13 protein-coding genes and 1 pseudogene are annotated in these 16427 nt (G+C 70.6%); 7 read left to right on the top strand and 7 right to left on the bottom strand.

Features of this window, described 5'->3' with window-relative positions:
• Positions 1–34: 34 nt before the first annotated feature.
• Positions 35–2371 (top strand): annotated as a pseudogene (locus tag MSG_RS05600) (heavy metal translocating P-type ATPase); the annotation flags it as partial.
• Between the two features lie 3 nt (positions 2372–2374).
• On the opposite strand, the gene MSG_RS25475 reads toward MSG_RS05600, so the two are convergent.
• From MSG_RS25475 to MSG_RS05585, 3 genes are read right to left on the bottom strand one after another with little or no spacing between them, the layout of a single operon-like run.
• Positions 2375–3229 (bottom strand): pseudouridine synthase, encoded by an 855-nt coding sequence (locus MSG_RS25475; protein WP_232011167.1) that lies wholly within the window; start codon positions 3227–3229, stop codon positions 2375–2377.
• Complete coding sequence (locus tag MSG_RS05590) at positions 3226–4950, bottom strand: glycerol-3-phosphate dehydrogenase/oxidase (protein ID WP_232011166.1); 1725 nt, start codon at positions 4948–4950, stop codon at positions 3226–3228. Before MSG_RS05590 ends, MSG_RS25475 begins: the two co-directional genes overlap by 4 nt.
• Positions 4951–4960: 10 nt before the next feature.
• Entirely contained in the window at positions 4961–6367 is a 1407-nt protein-coding gene (locus MSG_RS05585) for an NAD(P)H-quinone dehydrogenase (RefSeq protein WP_096437793.1), read from the bottom strand.
• Between the two features lie 75 nt (positions 6368–6442).
• Here MSG_RS05585 and MSG_RS05580 point away from each other — a divergent pair, with 75 nt between their 5' ends.
• Positions 6443–6922 (top strand): gamma-glutamylcyclotransferase, encoded by a 480-nt coding sequence (locus tag MSG_RS05580; protein ID WP_096437791.1) that lies wholly within the window; start codon positions 6443–6445, stop codon positions 6920–6922.
• Here MSG_RS05580 and MSG_RS05575 read toward each other — a convergent pair.
• Genes MSG_RS05575 through MSG_RS05565 form a run of 3 tightly spaced genes read right to left on the bottom strand, consistent with a single transcriptional unit; the run spans position 6919 to position 9936 of the window.
• Positions 6919–8097 carry a M20 family metallopeptidase gene (locus MSG_RS05575; protein ID WP_096437789.1) on the bottom strand — a complete coding sequence of 393 codons (1179 nt, stop codon included), beginning with the start codon at positions 8095–8097 and terminating at the stop codon, positions 6919–6921. The two genes, MSG_RS05580 and MSG_RS05575, sit on opposite strands and share 4 nt — an antisense overlap.
• Complete coding sequence (locus MSG_RS05570) at positions 8094–9278, bottom strand: amidohydrolase (protein ID WP_096437787.1); 1185 nt, start codon at positions 9276–9278, stop codon at positions 8094–8096. Before MSG_RS05570 ends, MSG_RS05575 begins: the two co-directional genes overlap by 4 nt.
• A gap of 49 nt (positions 9279–9327) precedes the next feature.
• On the bottom strand, positions 9328–9936 hold the full coding sequence (locus MSG_RS05565; protein ID WP_096437785.1) for a cutinase family protein: 609 nt from the start codon (positions 9934–9936) through the stop codon (positions 9328–9330).
• Between the two features lie 95 nt (positions 9937–10031).
• Here MSG_RS05565 and MSG_RS05560 point away from each other — a divergent pair, with 95 nt between their 5' ends.
• Together MSG_RS05560 and MSG_RS05555 are read left to right on the top strand one after the other, a co-directional pair.
• Positions 10032–10838, top strand: a complete 807-nt coding sequence (locus MSG_RS05560; RefSeq protein ID WP_096437783.1) for a purine-nucleoside phosphorylase — start codon at positions 10032–10034, stop codon at positions 10836–10838.
• A gap of 4 nt (positions 10839–10842) precedes the next feature.
• The gene (locus MSG_RS05555; protein WP_096437781.1) at positions 10843–12438 is read left to right on the top strand and encodes a phospho-sugar mutase; all 1596 of its coding nucleotides are present in this window, start codon (positions 10843–10845) and stop codon (positions 12436–12438) included.
• On the opposite strand, the gene upp is transcribed toward MSG_RS05555, so the two are convergent.
• Positions 12329–13063 carry a uracil phosphoribosyltransferase gene (upp, locus tag MSG_RS05550; protein WP_096437779.1) on the bottom strand — a complete coding sequence of 245 codons (735 nt, stop codon included), beginning with the start codon at positions 13061–13063 and terminating at the stop codon, positions 12329–12331. The two genes, MSG_RS05555 and upp, sit on opposite strands and share 110 nt — an antisense overlap.
• Positions 13064–13212: 149 nt before the next feature.
• Here upp and MSG_RS05545 point away from each other — a divergent pair, with 149 nt between their 5' ends.
• The 3 genes from MSG_RS05545 to MSG_RS05535 are packed head-to-tail and all read left to right on the top strand — an operon-like array spanning position 13213 to position 16424.
• Positions 13213–14058: an alkaline phosphatase family protein gene (locus MSG_RS05545; RefSeq protein ID WP_269458619.1), complete on the top strand. Its 846-nt coding sequence runs from the start codon at positions 13213–13215 to the stop codon at positions 14056–14058.
• A gap of 29 nt (positions 14059–14087) precedes the next feature.
• Positions 14088–15398, top strand: coding sequence for a protein export chaperone SatS (gene satS / locus MSG_RS05540; RefSeq protein ID WP_096437775.1), 1311 nt, complete (start codon positions 14088–14090; stop codon positions 15396–15398).
• A 42-nt stretch (positions 15399–15440) separates the two neighbouring features.
• The gene (locus tag MSG_RS05535; protein ID WP_096437773.1) at positions 15441–16424 is read left to right on the top strand and encodes a VWA domain-containing protein; all 984 of its coding nucleotides are present in this window, start codon (positions 15441–15443) and stop codon (positions 16422–16424) included.
• The last annotated feature ends 3 nt before the right edge of the window (positions 16425–16427 follow it).

Below are 16427 nucleotides of genomic sequence, written 5' to 3'. Positions count from 1 at the left end.
AAGTAACCCGCCGGATTTCCCCAACGTGCGACGTATGACCCTAGCCAGGGCCGTCGGGTCGGGCGAGGCTGACAGCATGCGCTCGCGGCTGCGCCGATCGGTCGAACCGATCCTGGTGACGGTGACCGTCGGCGCATGGCTGGGCGGCGGGATCGCCTGGCTGGCCCACGCACGTCGGCTTGCCGACGACTGCTGGATCGCGGGCACCCTGACCGCTGCCGTCCCGGCGGCGGTGTGGGTGCTGGCCTCGCTGCGCCGGCGCCGGTTCGGGGTCGACCTGATTGCGGTGCTGTCCCTCGTCGGCACGCTGCTGGTCGGCGAATACTTCGCCGGGGCGGTGATCGCCGTGATGCTGGGCACCGGACGGGCGCTCGAGGCGGCCGCCGAACGCCGGGCCACGCACGACCTCCGGGCGCTGCTCGAACACGCGCCCCGGTTCGCGCGCCGCCGCGAGGGTTCGGCGGTAACCCTCACGGCACTGCAGGACGTGGCCGTCGACGATTTGCTCGTCGTGGGTCCCGGCGAGGTGGTGCCGGTGGACGGGCGCGTCGCCGATGCGGTGGCGGTGCTGGACGAGTCGGTCCTCACCGGTGAGCCACTGCACATCGAGCGCGGCGTCGGCGAGCCGGTGCGCAGCGGGGTGGTCAACGCCGGTGGCGCGTTCGAAATCCGGGCCACCGCCACGGCCGAGGGCAGCACCTATGCGCAGATTGTGCGGCTGGCCGCGCAGGCGGGAGCCCAGAACGCGCCGGTGGTACGGCTGGCCGATCGGTACGCGATGTGGTTCCTGCCGCTGACGCTGCTGGTCGCGGGCGGGGCGTGGCTGGGCAGCGGGTCGCCGGTGCGGGCGGTCGCGGTGCTGGTGGTGGCGACGCCATGCCCCTTGTTGCTCGCCGCACCGGTGGCCATCGTTTCCGGCCTGTCGCGGGCCTCGCGGCACGGCGTGGTCGTCCGAGGCGGAGCTGCGCTGGAAAACCTCGGGCAGGCAACAACGTTGGTGATGGACAAGACCGGCACGCTGACCATGGGACGGCCGGCCGTCATCGACGTGACGGCCGCGGCCGGGCTGGACGCGATCGAGATACTTCGGTTGGCCGCCTGCGTGGACCAGCTGTCCCCGCACGTGCTGGCCGAGGCGATCGTCACCGAGGCCCTGACCCGCGGGCTGCAGCTGTCGCTGCCCACCGAGGTCGTCGAAGAACCCGGGCGCGGCGTCACCGCCACCGTCGGCAACCAGCGCGTCCAGGTCGGCAAGCTGACCGGGGAAGCCCCCGACGCGGCCTGGGCCCGCGCGGTGCTGAACCGGGCCCTGCTCGACAGCGCCGCGATCGCCTGGGTCTGCATCGACGGGCGCCCGGCCGGCGCGGTGCTGCTGCGCGACCCCCTACGCCGGCACGCCCCGCGTACGGTGCGCCGGCTGCGCGGTGCGGGTCTGAGCCGATTGGTGATGCTCACGGGAGACCGCGTGGGACCCGCCCGCGAGGTCGCCGCCGTGCTGGGGCTCGACGACGTGTACGCCGAGCAGAGCCCCGCCGACAAGGTCGCCGCCGTGCGCGCCGAACAAGCCCGCGCGGTAACCGTCATGGTCGGCGACGGGGTCAACGACGCCCCGGCGCTGGCCGCGGCCACCGTCGGCGTGGCGATGGGGGCGCGCGGTTCCACCGCATCCTCGGAGGCCGCCGACATCGTGCTGACCACGGATCGACTGGACCGGCTCGCCGACGCGATGGATATCGCCCGCTGGTCACGCCGCATCGCCGTGCAGAGCGCGGTCGTCGGCATGACGCTGTCGTTGGCCGCGATGATCGTCGCCGCGATCGGGTGGTTGCCGCCGGCCGCGGGCGCGCTGCTGCAGGAGGCGATCGACGTTGCCGTGATTCTCAACGCGTTGCGGGCGCTGCGCGGCGATCCGGCCGGCGAGGTCGACCTGCCCAGCCGAACCGAACGGATGTTGCGCCGCTTCGACGCCGAGCACGACGAACTGCGCGCCATCGTGGGACTGCTGCGCGCGGCGGCCGACCGCCTGGCGACCGAACCGAATCAGGCTGTACTACAAGAGATTTCCCGGGTACACACCCTGCTCACGGACCGCATCCTGCCCCACGAGCAGGCCGAGGAAACCCAGCTCTACCCCGCGCTGGCGCACCCGCTGGGTTCCGGCGAGGCCACCGCCACCATGAGCCGGACGCATGCCGAGATCACGCGCCTGGCCGACCGCATCGGCGCCCATCTCGAGCTGGCCCGCGGCGCGGGCGGCCTGGAAACCGACCAGGTGAACGACCTGCTGGCCTGCCTGTATGGGCTGCACGCCCTGCTCCTCCTGCACTTCGTCCAGGAGGAGGAGAACTACTTCACGTTGGCTGAAGAAGACGCCCTACAGCACTCGGCAGCTGACGAACTCGCGGCGCGACCCGCTGATCGGATCGTCGAACGCGATGCGTTGGGCCAACAACTGCAACGGCGTGCCGAAGTCGTCGGCCGGCACGTCGATGACGTCGGGATACAGCGGGTCACCCGCGATCGGTAGGCCCAGCGACGCCATGTGCACCCGCAGTTGATGGGTGCGCCCGGTGCGCGGCGTCAGCCGATAGAGGCCGTCGCCCGCGCTTTCCACCAGCGTCTCGGCATTGGGCGCACCGGGCTCGCAGCAGGCCTGCAGCCGGCCGCGGCGCTTGACGATGCGGCTGCGCACCACCCGCGGCAACACCAGCGCCGGGTCGACCGCGGCCCGCGCCAGATATGTCTTGGCGACCTCGCCGCGGGCGAACATCGTCTGATAGGCACCGCGTAGCTCGCGGCGCGTGGTGAACAGCAGCACCCCCGCGGTCAACCGGTCCAGCCGATGCGCGGGGCCGAGCTCGGGCAGGTCCAATTCGCGGCGCAGCCGCACCAGCGCGGTCTGCGCGACGTGCCGGCCTCGCGGCATGGTGGCCAGGAAGTGTGGCTTGTCGACCACGACGATGTCGTCGTCGCGATGCAGCACCGGGATGTCGAAGGGCACCGGCACCTCCACCGGCAGGTCACGGTAGAGGTACACGCTGGCGCCGGCGGGCAGCACCGTCGTGCCGTCAACCGACACGCCCTCGGCGTCGACGACCTCCCCGGCCAGCACCTTGGCCGCGGCCTGCTCACCGAACCGGGCGGTCAGCTCAGTCAGCACCAGCCCCCCGTGCAGCCGCACCCGGGCGGGTCCCAAGCCGTCGCGAACGGGCAGGGGGGCGGGCCTCAATTGAGCGGGACCGGCTCGAGAATCTCGGCGCGCGCCTCCGGCGCGCTGGCCCTCAACTCGTCGGCCGACACGTCGTCGGGCTGGGCCTGCGAGAGGATCTCGGCGTCCACCCGCGCGGTGTAGTTGGCGACCTCGCGATCGACGTCCGCGGCGGACCACCCCAGCACCGGGGCGACGATCTCGGCGACCTCGCGGGCGCAGGCGACGCCGCGGTGCGAGTACTCGATCGAGATGCGCATCCGCCGGGCCAGAATGTCCTCGAGGTGTAGGGCCCCTTCGGCGGTGACGGCGTAGAGGGCTTCGACCTTCAGGTAGCCCGGCGCCTCCGCGATCGGGGTGAGCAGGTCGGGCCGGCCGGCCGCCAGGGCAAGCACGTCGTCCATCAGCGAGCCGTAGCGGTCCAGCAGGTGGCGCACCCGGTACGGGTGCAGGCCGACCAGTTCGCCAACGTGCTCGACCTGGTTGATCAACGCGAAGTAACCGTCGGCACCGAGCAGGCTCACCTTCTCGGTGATCGACGGCGCGACCCGGGCCGGGACGAACTGCACCGCGGTGTCGATCGCGTCGGCGGCCATCACCCGGTAGGTGGTGTATTTGCCGCCGGCAATGGCGACCAGGCCGGGCGCGGGCACCGCGACGGCGTGCTCGCGGGACAGCTTGGAGGTCTCCTCGCTCTCGCCGGCCAGCAGCGGCCGCAGCCCCGCGTACACGCCGTCGATGTCGGCGTGCGTCAGCGGGGTGGCCAGGACGGTGTTCACGGTTTGCAGGATGTAGTCGATGTCGGCCTTGGTCGCCGCGGGATGGGCGAGGTCGAGATTCCAGTCGGTGTCGGTGGTTCCGATGATCCAGTGGCTGCCCCACGGTATGACGAACATCACCGACTTCTCGGTGCGCAGGATGATCGCGACGTCGCTGACGATGCGGTCGCGCGGCACCACGATGTGCACGCCCTTGGACGCGCGCACCTGAAACCGCCCGCGCTGCTTGGACAGCGCCTGGATCTCGTCAGTCCACACCCCGGTCGCATTGACCACGACGTGGCCGCGGACCTCGGCGATCGAGCCGTCCTCGGAGTCGCGGACCCGCACCCCGATTACCCGGTCACCCTCGCGCAGCAGCGCGACCACCTGCGTCGAGCACCGCACCACGGCGCCGTAGTGCGCGGCGGTGCGCGCGACCGTCATGGTGTGCCGGGCATCGTCGACGACGGTGTCGTAGTAGCGGATTCCCCCGATCAAGGACGTCCGCTTCAGGCCGGGGCTCAGCCGCAACGCTCCTGCGCGAGTGAAATGCTTCTGTGCCGGAACGGATTTCGCGCCGCCCAGGCTGTCGTAGAGGAAGATGCCCGCCGCGGTGTACGGCCGCTCCCACCACCGATGAGTCAACGGGAACAGGAACGGCATCGGCTTGACCAGGTGCGGCGCCAGCCGGGTCAGCGACAGCTCGCGCTCGTGGAGCGCCTCGCGCACCAGCCCGAATTCCAGTTGCTCGAGGTAACGCAGCCCGCCGTGGAACATCTTCGACGAGCGGCTCGAGGTGCCCGACGCCAGGTCGCGCGCCTCCACCAGCGCCACCTTGAGGCCGCGGGTAGCCGCGTCCAGCGCACACCCGGAACCCACCACGCCGCCGCCGATGACAACGACATCGAACTGCTCGGCGCCCAGCCGCTGCCAGGCCGCCGCGCGCTGCTCGGGGCCCAGGTGGGAAATCGGGTCACTCACGATAACGAACCTAGTCCAGATCGTCGTGCGCCATCAGGCGACGAGCGGCCTCGGTGATCGAACCCGACAGCGACGGGTAGACGGCCAGCGTCTGCGCCAGGTGGTTCACGGTCAGCCGGGTCTGCACGGCCATGGCGATCGGCAAGATCAGCTCCGAGGCGATCGGGGCCACCACCACGCCGCCGATCACCACGCCGGTCGCGGGGCGGCAGAACAGCTTCACGAACCCGTGCTGCAGTCCGGACATCTTGGCGCGGGCGTTGGTGCGCAGCGGCAACATGATCGTCCGGGCCTGTACCGTCCCGGCGTCGATCGCGGACTGCGGGACTCCCACCGCGGCCAGCTCGGGCCTGGTGAACACCGCAGCGGCGACGGTGCGCAACCGGATAGGGGTGACGGCCTCACCGAGCGCGTGCCACATCGCGATACGGCCTTGCATGGCGGCGACCGACGCCAGCGGCAGCAGCCCGGTGCAGTCACCGGCGGCATAGATGTTGGACACCCGTGTGCGGGACACCCGGTCCACCTTCAGGTAGTTGCCCGGCCCTAGCTCGATCCCGACGCGGTCCAGGCCCAGCCCGCTGGTGTTGGGCACCGATCCGATGGTCATCAGGGCGTGGCTGCCCTCGACGGTTCGGCCGTCGGCCAGCTTGACCAGCACGCCGGACTCGGTGCGGGTCACCGAGTCAGCGCGGGCGTTCTTGACGAGCTTGACGCCGCGTTCGGCGAAGATGCGCTCCAGCACCTCGGCGGCGTCGGCGTCCTCGTACGGCAGGATCTGGTCGCGGCTGGCGACGACCGTCACGTCGACGCCCAGTTCGGTGTAGGCGTGCACGAATTCGGCGCCGGTGACACCGGAGCCCACCACGATCAGGTGGTCGGGTAGCGAATCGAGGTCGTAGAGCTGCCGCCAAGTCAGGATGCGTTCACCGTCGGGCCGCGCGGTCGCCAGCTCCCGGGGGCTGGCGCCGGTCGCGATCAGCACCACGTCGGCGTCGTAGGTGCTGACGGCACCATCCGGGGCCGTGGCCCGCACACGATGGGTGGCCAGACCCGGGGCGGCGTCCACCAGCTCGCCCTTGCCCTCAACCACGTCGACCCCGGCGCTGAGCAGCTGCGCCTTGATGTCGGCGGACTGCTCGGCGGCGAGCCGCTTGACGCGTTGGTGGATGTCGGGCAGCGAGATCTTGGCGGCTTCGATGTCGACGTGGAAGCCGAGATACGGCCCGCGCCGCAGCTCGGTGCGCACTCCGGTGGATGCGATGAATGCCTTGGACGGCACGACGTCGAAGAGCACCGCCGCGCCGCCGATGCCCTCGGAGTCGATGACGGTGACGTGGGCGTCGCGCGCCGCCGCGGTGAGCGCCGCCTCGTAACCGGCAGGCCCTCCGCCGATGATCACGATGCGGGTCAGCACAGCCCTAACCTAGCCAAGGACGCCCGGGACCGCCGGATGAATACCGGGTGAGGGTCCGGCGTTTAAGCTTTCCCCGTGCCGCTCTACGCCGCGTACGGATCCAACATGCATCCCGAGCAGATGCAGCAGCGTGCACCACACTCCCCGATGGCGGGAACGGGCTGGCTGCACGGGTGGCGGCTGACGTTCGGCGGCGAGGACATCGGCTGGGAAGGCGCGCTGGCCACCGTCGTCGAGGATCCCGATGCCAAGGTGTTCGTCGTGCTCTACGACATGACGCCGGCCGACGAGATGAACCTGGACCGCTGGGAGGGCTCCGAGTTCTGCGTCCACAAAAAGATCCGCTGCCGGGTGGAGCGGCTGTCGTCGGACACCACCACCGATCCCGTGCTGGCCTGGCTCTACGTCCTGGACGCCTGGGAGGGCGGACTGCCCTCGGCGCGATACCTGGGCGTGATGGCCGACGCGGCCGAAATCGCCGGTGCGCCAGAGGACTACGTACACGACCTGCGGACCCGGCCAGCCCGCAACATCGGCCCGGGGACGGGCGCCTAACGTCCCGGGAATGCGGCCGACTGCTCGATGATGTTGACCATCACCCGCAGTCCCACCGCCAGGGCCCGCTCGTCGAGATCGAAGGTCGGTTGGTGCAGGTCTAGCTGCGGCCCCTGGCCCGACCACACGCCGAGGCGGCCCATGGCGCCGGGAATCTCCTCGAGGTACCAGGAGAAATCCTCGCCGCCGCCCGACTGGCGGGTGTCGGCCAGCACGCCGGGGCCGACGGCTTCGATCGCGTGGGTCAGGATGCGGGTCGAGACTTCCTCGTTGACCACCGGCGGCACCCCGCGCCGGTACTGCAGCGTGTGCTCGATCGCCAGCGGTGCCAGCAGCCCGTCCACGGTGTCGCGGATGACCTCCTCGAGGGACACCCAGGTCTGCCGGCTGGCGGTGCGCACGGTGCCGGCTAGGACACCGGTCTGCGGGATGGCGTTGGGCGCCACGCCCGCGTTGACCGCTCCCCAGACCAGCACGGTGCTGTTGCGGGGGTCGATGCGGCGCGACAACACGCCGGGCAGCCCGGTGATCACCGTGCCGAGGCCGTACACCAGGTCGGCGGTCAGGTGGGGCCGCGAGGTGTGCCCGCCCGGCGAATACAGCGTGATCTCCAGCTGATCGGCGGCCGAGGTGATGGGGCCCTGCCGAACCGCGACCTTGCCCACCTCCAGGCGGGGGTCGCAATGCAGCGCGAAGATGCGCGAGACCCCGGTGAGCGCGCCGGCGGCGATGGCGTCGATCGCGCCGCCCGGCATCAATTCCTCGGCGGCCTGGAAGAGCAACCGCACCCCGACCGGCAGTTCGGGCACCGCGGCCAGCGCCAGGCCGGTGCCCAGCAGGATCGCGGTGTGCGCGTCGTGCCCGCAGGCATGCGCGACGTTCGGCATGGTCGAGGCGTAGGGCGCGCCGGTCCGCTCGGCCATGGGCAGCGCGTCCATGTCGGCCCGCAGCGCGATCCGGGGCGCGTGTTCGGGCCCGAAATCACAGGTGAGCCCGGTACCGGCGGGCAACACCTTGGGATTGAGGCCGGCGTCGGCCAGCCGCTCGGCGACGAACTGCGTGGTGGCGTACTCCTGGCGGCCCAGTTCCGGGTAGCGGTGAATGTGCCGGCGCCACTCGACGAGGTCCTCGAAATGCGCCCCCAGCCACGCGTCCGCCACGTCGACCAGGCTCATGCGCCGGCCCGGCGTTCTCGCGCGGCCAGCACCCGATCGCGTTGCTCGGGCGTTTCGGCGAGCTGAACGACCGCGCGCGCCAACATGGTCGCGCCGTCCACCACGGCGCGGTCGGCGCTGGGACCCGCCGCCGCGGCGGCGAAATCGCGCTGGTGCACCGTGGCCCCACCGGCGTCGACCCCGATGATCGGATGGATCCCCGGCAGCACCTGCGTCACGTTGCCCATGTCGGTGCTGCCCAGCGGGAACATCGCCTCGTATTCGGGTGCCAGCGGCTGGCGGCCGAGCCGTCCCATCTCCTGCCGGAACACCTCGGACAGCCATTCGTCGGACTTGAGTTCGGCGTACGGCGGTGTGAGCTGCTCGATTTCGTACTCGCAGCCGGCGGCGAGCGCACCCGCGGCGAAGCAGGCGAACATCCTGCCCTCGAGTTCGCGCAACGAATCCGACTCGAGCGCGCGCATCGCGTATTCCAGCGCCGCGCGCCCGGGAATGACGTTGACCGCCTGCCCGCCGTCGGTGACGATGCCGTGCACGAGCTGTCCCGGCGCCAGTTGCTGGCGCAGCAGCCCGATGGCCACCTGCGCTACCGTCACCGCGTCGGCGGCGTTGACGCCCTGATGCGGCGCGACGGCGGCATGCGACTCCTTGCCCCGGTAATGCGCGATCGCTTCGGACAACGCCAGCGAGCGCCCCCTGGCGATGTCGGTCGGCCCCGGGTGCACCATCACGGCCACCGCGACGTCGTCGAAGGTCCCGGCGCGCAGCAGCAGCTCCTTGCCGCCGCCCGCCTCCTCGGCCGGGGTGCCCAGCAGCGCCACCGTCAGGCCCAGGTCGTCGGCCACCTCGGCGAGCGCCAGCGCGGCCCCGACGGCGGACGCGGCGATGATGTTGTGGCCGCAGGCGTGGCCGATCTCGGGCAGGGCGTCGTATTCGGCGCACACCCCGACTACCAGCGGCCCGCTGCCGAAGTCGGCCCGAAACGCGGTGTCCAGACCGCCGGCGGGCGCGGTGATCTCGAAGCCGCGCTCGGCCACCAGCGCCCGGGCCTTGGCGCAGCTGCGGTGTTCGGCGAAGGACAGTTCGGGCTCAGCGTGGATCGCGTGCGACAACTCGACGAGATCGCTGCCGCGACGCCGCACCGCGTCCTCAACGGTGTCCAACGCGGCGTGTGCGGGCATCCTCGCAGTATCTCACCGACGCAGTCGCCGACCACCGCACCGGTGCCGGCTACACCCGTCCGGCGACGAATCCCGCGGCCTGACCGGGATAGGGCGGCACGGAATAGTCGTGGTGCGCGTCGCGGTCGCGGCCGCCGACGACGCAAACCGGGTCGCCGGGGCTGCACAGGTCGATGGCGCGGCCGGCGAACTGACCCGCCGTCGACAGCGGCGTGTTGAACCGGTTGCCGGGATTGCCGAACACCGCGACCGCCCCGATCTTGCTCGCCAGGCCGGGGTCCAGCGCGGGAGCCGATCCGAACTCACCGATGGTGTTGCCCAGCGGCGGCACCCCCGCCAGCATGGAGACCGCGGCGGCGCCCTGCGAGAAACCGCCGAGGATCAGGTGGGTGCGCGGGCACTGATCGGCCATCGCCGCGATGTGATCGCGGGCGTCGTTGGCGCCGTCGCCGGTCTGCAGAAAGTTGTAGCTGGCCGGATAATTCACCGCGTAGTTGTCGACGTTGCGTCCGCCCAAAGCGGGCTGCAGCGCGGCGAACAAGGCATCTCCGACGGCGCCCAGGCCGGGCGGCTCGTTGGTACCGCGCGCGAAGATCAGCTGGACATCCGGACAGTCGGCCCGCGCCACCGTCGCCGGACCGCCGGCCAGCGCCGTCATCGAAACCGCAAATGCAACGACCAAGCCGACGACCGGCCCCCTAGCAAAACCCATGAGGCCGATCCTGACATATAGCGACGCTAAGCTCCCCGGGTGTGACCCAAGCCTCGTTCGAATCGGCCGAACTGGCGCGGCGGGCGGCACAGGCTGTCCGCGAGCGCACCGGTGTCGACGAGCACGACATCGCGATCGTTCTCGGGTCGGGGTGGTCGCCGGCCGTTGCGGCGCTGGGCGCACCGACCGTCGCGCTGCCGCAGGCCGAATTCCCCGGGTTCGCCCCGCCCAAGGCGGTGGGCCATCCCGGCCAGCTGTTGTCCCTGCGCATCGGCGCGCATCGGGTACTGGTCCTGGTCGGCCGCGTGCACGCCTACGAGGGTCACGACCTGAGCCACGTCGTGCACCCGGTGCGCACCGCGTGCGCGGCGGGGGCGCGCATCGTCGTGCTGACCAACGCCGCCGGCGGGCTGCGTCCGGACCTGCAGGTCGGCCAGCCCGTGCTGATCAACGACCACCTGAACCTGACGGCGCGTTCGCCGTTGGTCGGCGCCCAGTTCGTCGACCTGACCGACGCCTACTCGCCCCGGCTGCGCGAGTTCGCCCGCGCGGCGGATCCGGAGCTGGCCGAGGGCGTCTACGCCGGGCTGCCCGGCCCGCACTACGAGACGCCCGCGGAGATCCGGATGCTGCGGGTGTTGGGCGCCGACCTGGTCGGGATGTCGACGGTGCACGAGACGATCGCGGCCCGGGCCGCCGGTGCCGAGGTGCTCGGCATCTCCCTGGTGACGAACGTGGCGGCCGGAATCAGCGGGGAGCCGCTCAGCCACGCCGACGTCGTCGCCACCGGTGCGGCGTGCGCAGCCCGCATCGGAACTCTGCTGGCCGGCATCATCGCCCGGTTCTGAGCCGATGACGCCCGAGGACTGGATCGCGCACGACCCGGACCCGCGGACCGCAGCCGAGCTCTCGGCATGTGCCCCAGCCGAACTCGCCGCGCGCTTCGCCCGCCCGCTGACCTTCGGCACCGCGGGTTTGCGTGGACCGGTGCGGGGCGGGCCGGACGCCATGAACGTCGCGGTGGTGTCGCGCGCCACCTGGGCGGTGGCTCGGGTGCTCGAGCAGCGCGGCCTGGCCGGTTCGCGGGTGATCGTGGGGCGCGACGCCCGGCACGGCTCGGCCGTCTTCGCCACGGTGGCCGCGGAAGTCCTTGCTGCCGAAGGCGTTTCGGTACTGCTACTGCCCGGTGCGGTGCCCACACCGGTGCTGGCGTTCGCGGTGCGCCACACCGGGGCCGCGGCCGGGATACAGATCACGGCCTCGCACAATCCGCCCGCCGACAACGGCTACAAGGTGTACCTTGACGGAGGCATCCAGATCATCTCCCCCGTCGACCGTCAGATCGAAAAATCAATGGCTGCAGCGCCTTTCGCCGATCACATCGCCCGCGCGCCCGTCGAGGCCGCCGACGCCGGACTGATCGAGGAGTACATCGCGCGCGCGGCCGGAGTGCGGCGGTCCACCGGTTCGTGGGCCGGCTCGGTGCGGGTGGCCCTGACCCCGCTACACGGGGTCGGCGGCGCGGTGGCCGTCGAGACACTGCATCGCGCCGGCTTCGACCAGGTGCACACGGTGGGCGCCCAGTCCGCGCCGGACCCCGACTTCCCCACCGTCGCATTCCCGAACCCCGAAGAGCCCGGCGCCACCGACGCGCTGCTCGCCCTGGCCGCCGAGATCCGGGCCGACGTCGCGATCGCGCTGGACCCCGACGCCGACCGGTGTGCGGTCGGGATACCCACCGGGTCGGGCTGGCGGATGTTGTCCGGCGACGAAACAGGTTGGCTGATAGGCGATTACATCCTGTCACAAAGCCCCGACCCACGGGCGGCGGTGGTGGCCAGCAGCGTGGTGTCCTCCCGCATGCTGGCGGCGATCGCCGCGCATTACGGCGCCGCACACGTCGAAACCCGGACGGGTTTCAAATGGCTGGCGCGTGCCGACTCCGATGTTCCCGACGGCACTTTGGTGTACGCCTACGAGGAGGCGATCGGTCACTGCGTCGACCCCGGCGCGGTACGCGACAAGGACGGGATCAGCGCTGCGGTGCTGGTCTGCGATCTGGTCGCGGCCAGCAAGGCTCGGGGTCGTTCGGTGCCCGACCTGCTTGACGAGCTCGCCCGCCGATACGGCGTGCACGAGGTCGCCGCGGTGTCGCGCCGAGTCGCCGACCCCGACGAGGCCGCCGCCCTGATGGCGCGGCTGCGGGCCGCCCCGCCGAAAACCCTGGCGGCATTCCCGGCAAGCGTCACCGACATCGCCGATGCGCTGATCTTCACCGGTGGCGACGGCGACACATCGGTCAGGGTGGTGGTGCGCCCTTCCGGTACCGAACCGAAGCTCAAGTGCTACTTGGAGATTCGCTGCGCGGCTGCCGGCGACGTGGCTTCTGCTCGGACTCATGCCGCCGCCCTGCGTGCGGAACTGGTCGCTGCGGTGTCGCGCTGGTGAAGATGCGCGGCCCGAACTGACGGTCGCCCGCGTCGCCCAGGCCGGGCACTATGAACGCCGCCGTGTTGAGTCCCTTGTCGATCGCCGCGGTGAACACCCGCACATTCGGGGCTATTTTCTCCACTGCGGCAAGGCCTTCCGGCGCCGCTACCACGCAGAGCACGCTGATGTCCGTCGCGCCGCGGCGCTGCAGCAGCTCGATGGCGTACGACATCGAACCACCAGTGGCCAGCATCGGGTCGAGCACGATCACCGGGCGGCGCTTGAGCTTTGCCGGCAGCGCTTCCATGTACGGCACGGCCTGGTGCGTTTCCTCGTCGCGCGCGACCCCGATGAAGCCGACCTCGGCGTCCGGGATCGCGGCATGCGCCTGGTCGACCATTCCCAGCCCGGCTCGCAACACCGGAACCAGCAGGGGCGGGCGGGCCAGTCGCCTGCCGAACGTCTCGGCCACTGGCGTGGAGATCCTGACCGGCTTTGTCGGCGCGTCGCTAAGGGCCTCGTAGATCAACACCAGGGTGAGCTCGCGCAGCGCCGCCCGGAAGCCGGCCCCGTCGGTGCGTTCGTCGCGCAATACCGTCAGCCGGACCGCGGCCAACGGGTGGTCGATCACGCGCACGTCCATGGCTAAGAGGGTATATAACAATCGGGCAAAGCCCTGCTGACACGCATCCTCGCGGGCCGTCGACGGCGCGGCGACGCTCATATACTGCCCGCGTGCACCACGAAAGCCGAAGTCGCAGAAGGCCGATCAGGTGGGCGAACCGCGTCGTGCTGCTGGCCGGCGCGGCGCTGCTGATCGCGGCGGTGGTCACCCCGCTGACGCCGCGGGTGGGCCTCGTCGCGGCCGCGCTGCCGCGCCCGGCGCACGTCGTCATCGTGGTGGAAGAGAACCGATCCGAGGGCCGCATCATCGGCAGTCCGTCGAACCCGTTCATCAACGCGCTGGCCGGGCACGGCGCCAACATGGCGCAGTCGTTCGCGGAGACCCATCCGAGCGAGCCCAACTACCTTGCGCTTTTTGCCGGCAACACCTTCGGTGTCACCAAGGACACCTGCCCGTTCAGCGCCGGCAACGCACCCAATCTCGGATCCGAATTACTCGCCGCTGGTTACACATTCATCGGTTACGCCGAAGACCTGCCCGCGGCGGGCTCACTGGCCTGCAGTGCAGGCAAATACGCGCGCAAACACGTGCCGTGGGCCAACTTCACCAATGTGCCGCCGGCGAATTCGCTACCGTTCTCGGCGTTTCCGATGGGCAGCTACGACAGCCTGCCGACGGTCTCGTTCGTCATCCCCAACAACGCGGACAACATGCACGACGGCTCGGTCCCCGCGGGCGACGCGTGGCTGCAGCGCAACATGTCGGACTACGCGAACTGGGCCCTGGCCAACAACAGTCTGCTGATCGTCACCTGGGACGAGGACGACGGATCCGGTGCGCAAGGCCGCAACCAGATCCCCACCATCGTCTACGGCGCGCACGTGCAGCCGGGCACCTACATCGAGCAGATCAACCACTACAGCGTGCTGTCCACGTTGGAGCAGATGTACGGCCTGCCGAAGACGGGTAATGCGGCCAATGCCGCCCCCATCGCGACCATCTGGGGCCCATAGGCTCGCCGGCCGTCGCTATTGTGTGCCGCATGGCTGCTGACCTCGTGCCCATCCGCCTGAGCCTGTCCACCGGCGACCGCTACACGGTGTGGGCCCCCCGCTGGCGGGACGCCGGCGACGAGTGGGAGGCGTTCCTGGGACGCGACGAAGACCTGTACGGTTTCGAGACCGTCGCCGATCTGGTCGCGTTCGTCCGCGCGGACTCCGACAACGATCTCGCCGACCACCCGGCATACCAGGACCTGACCACCGCCCATGCGCACGCCCTTCAGCCGTCCGAGGACCGGCAGTTCGATCTCGTCGTCGTCGAGGAGTTGGTCTCCGAGAAGCCGACCGAAGACTCGGTGAACGCACTGGCGGGGGTACTGGCGATCGTGTCGTCGATCGGGTCGGTGTGCGAGCTGGCTGCCGTCTCGAAGTTTTTCAACGGCAACCCCAGCCTGGGCACCGTCTCCGGTGGGATCGACAATTTCGCGGGCAAGGCGGGCGCCAAGCGCTGGAATGCGATCGCCGAGGTGATCGCGCGCAGCTGGGACGACGTGCTCGCCGCGATCGAGGGCGTCATCACCACCCCCGAGGTCGATGCCGCGCTGTCCGACAAGGCCGCCGACGAGCTGGCCGAGGAACGCGAGGAGCCCGAGGAAGAACCTCAGGACGAGTCCCCCGCCTCCGACGAGGAGGGCGACGCCGCGGGCGAGGTCGACGAGACCGATGAGGCGGGCGAGGACCAGGAAGACGACGAGGAAGACGACGAGGAGCGGGCGCCCGGCGACACGACCGTGCTCGGCAGCGACGAGGACTTCTGGCTCCAGGTGGGCATCGACCCGATCCGGATCCTGACCAGCTCCGGCACGTTCTACACGCTGCGCTGCTACCTGGACGATCGGCCGATTTTCCTGGGCCGCAACGGCCGCATCAGCGTGTTCAGCTCGGAGCGGACGCTGGCCCGCTACCTGGCCGACGAACACGACCACGACCTGTCCGACCTGAGCACCTATGACGACATCCGGACCGCCGCGACCGACGGGTCGCTGTCCGTCAAGGTCAGCGACGAGAACATCTACGTGCTGTCCGGGCTGGCCGACGACTTTGCCGAGGGTCCCGACGCCGTGGATCGCGAGCAGCTCGATCTCGCGGTCGAACTGCTTCGCGACATCGGCGAATACTCCGAGGAGAGCACGGTCGACAAGGCGCTGGAGCCGGACCGGCCGCTGGGCAAGCTGGTGGCCTACGTGCTGGAGCCCGACTCGGTCGCCAAGCCGGGGGCGCCTTATTCGGCCGCCGTGCGGGAGTGGGAGAAGCTGGAACAATTCGTCGATGGGCGGCTGCGACGCGAATAGCGTCGGTCGCGACCAGAAGGACCAGAAGGAGAGGTGAGTCGAGTGTCGCTGCCCGGCATCGGCCCACTGCCGCTGTACGGCCTGCAGCGCCCGGGGATGCTGCTGTTCGCCGTCGTTCCGGTGGCCCTGCTCGCCGTGTACGTCGTCGTCCAGCTCCGGCGCCGCGGCCGCCTGCAGCGGTTCACCGAGGCGCGCGTGCCGCAGCCGTGGTGGCGGCACCTTCCGATCGCGGTGTCGCTGCTGGGCCTGGCGCTGTTGACGATCGCGCTGGCCACGCCCACGCACGACATGAAGATCCCGCGCAACCGCGCGGTCATCATGCTGGTGATCGACATGTCGCAGTCCATGCGGGCCACCGACGTCGACCCTAACCGGCTCAAGGCCGCCGAGCGGGCCGCCACCCAGTTCGCCACTCAGCTGACGCAAGGGGTCAACCTGGGGCTGGTCGGGTTCGCGGGAACGCCGTACCTGCTGGTCCCGCCGACCCCGCAGCACCAGGCGACCATCGACGCGCTGGGCAAGCTCAACTTCGCGGACGGCACGGCAACCGGTGAGGCCATCTTCACCGCTCTGCACGCGATCGAGGCCGCGGGTCTGATCGGCGGGGACACCCCGCCGCCGGCACGCATCGTGCTGCTGTCCGACGGCGGCGAGAACCGGCCGACGAATCCCAGCGATCCGCACGACGGCGCGTTCACCGCGTCACGCCTGGCCAAGGACCAGGGCGTGCCGATCTCGACGATCTCGTTCGGCACCCCGACCGGCCAGATCGTGCTGGACGGCGCGCACATCAACGTCCCCGTGTCGACGGACCAGATGCGGACCATCGCCAAGCTGTCCGGCGGGCAGTCCTACACGGCCACCAACCTCAGCGAACTCAACAAGGACTACAACGCCATCCAGAACGAGATCGGCTACCGCACGGTGCCCGGACCCGGTAGTTCCGGGTGGCTTCGCCTCGGGGTGATGACAACGCTGCTCGCCGCGGCGCTGGCGCTGCTGCTCAACCGGCGGCTGCCGACGTAGTCA

This window comes from Mycobacterium shigaense (assembly GCF_002356315.1).
GTDB lineage: Bacteria > Actinomycetota > Actinomycetes > Mycobacteriales > Mycobacteriaceae > Mycobacterium > Mycobacterium shigaense.
Note: the sequence above shows the minus strand (reverse complement) of the source record. Positions and strands in the feature narration are given on the sequence as shown.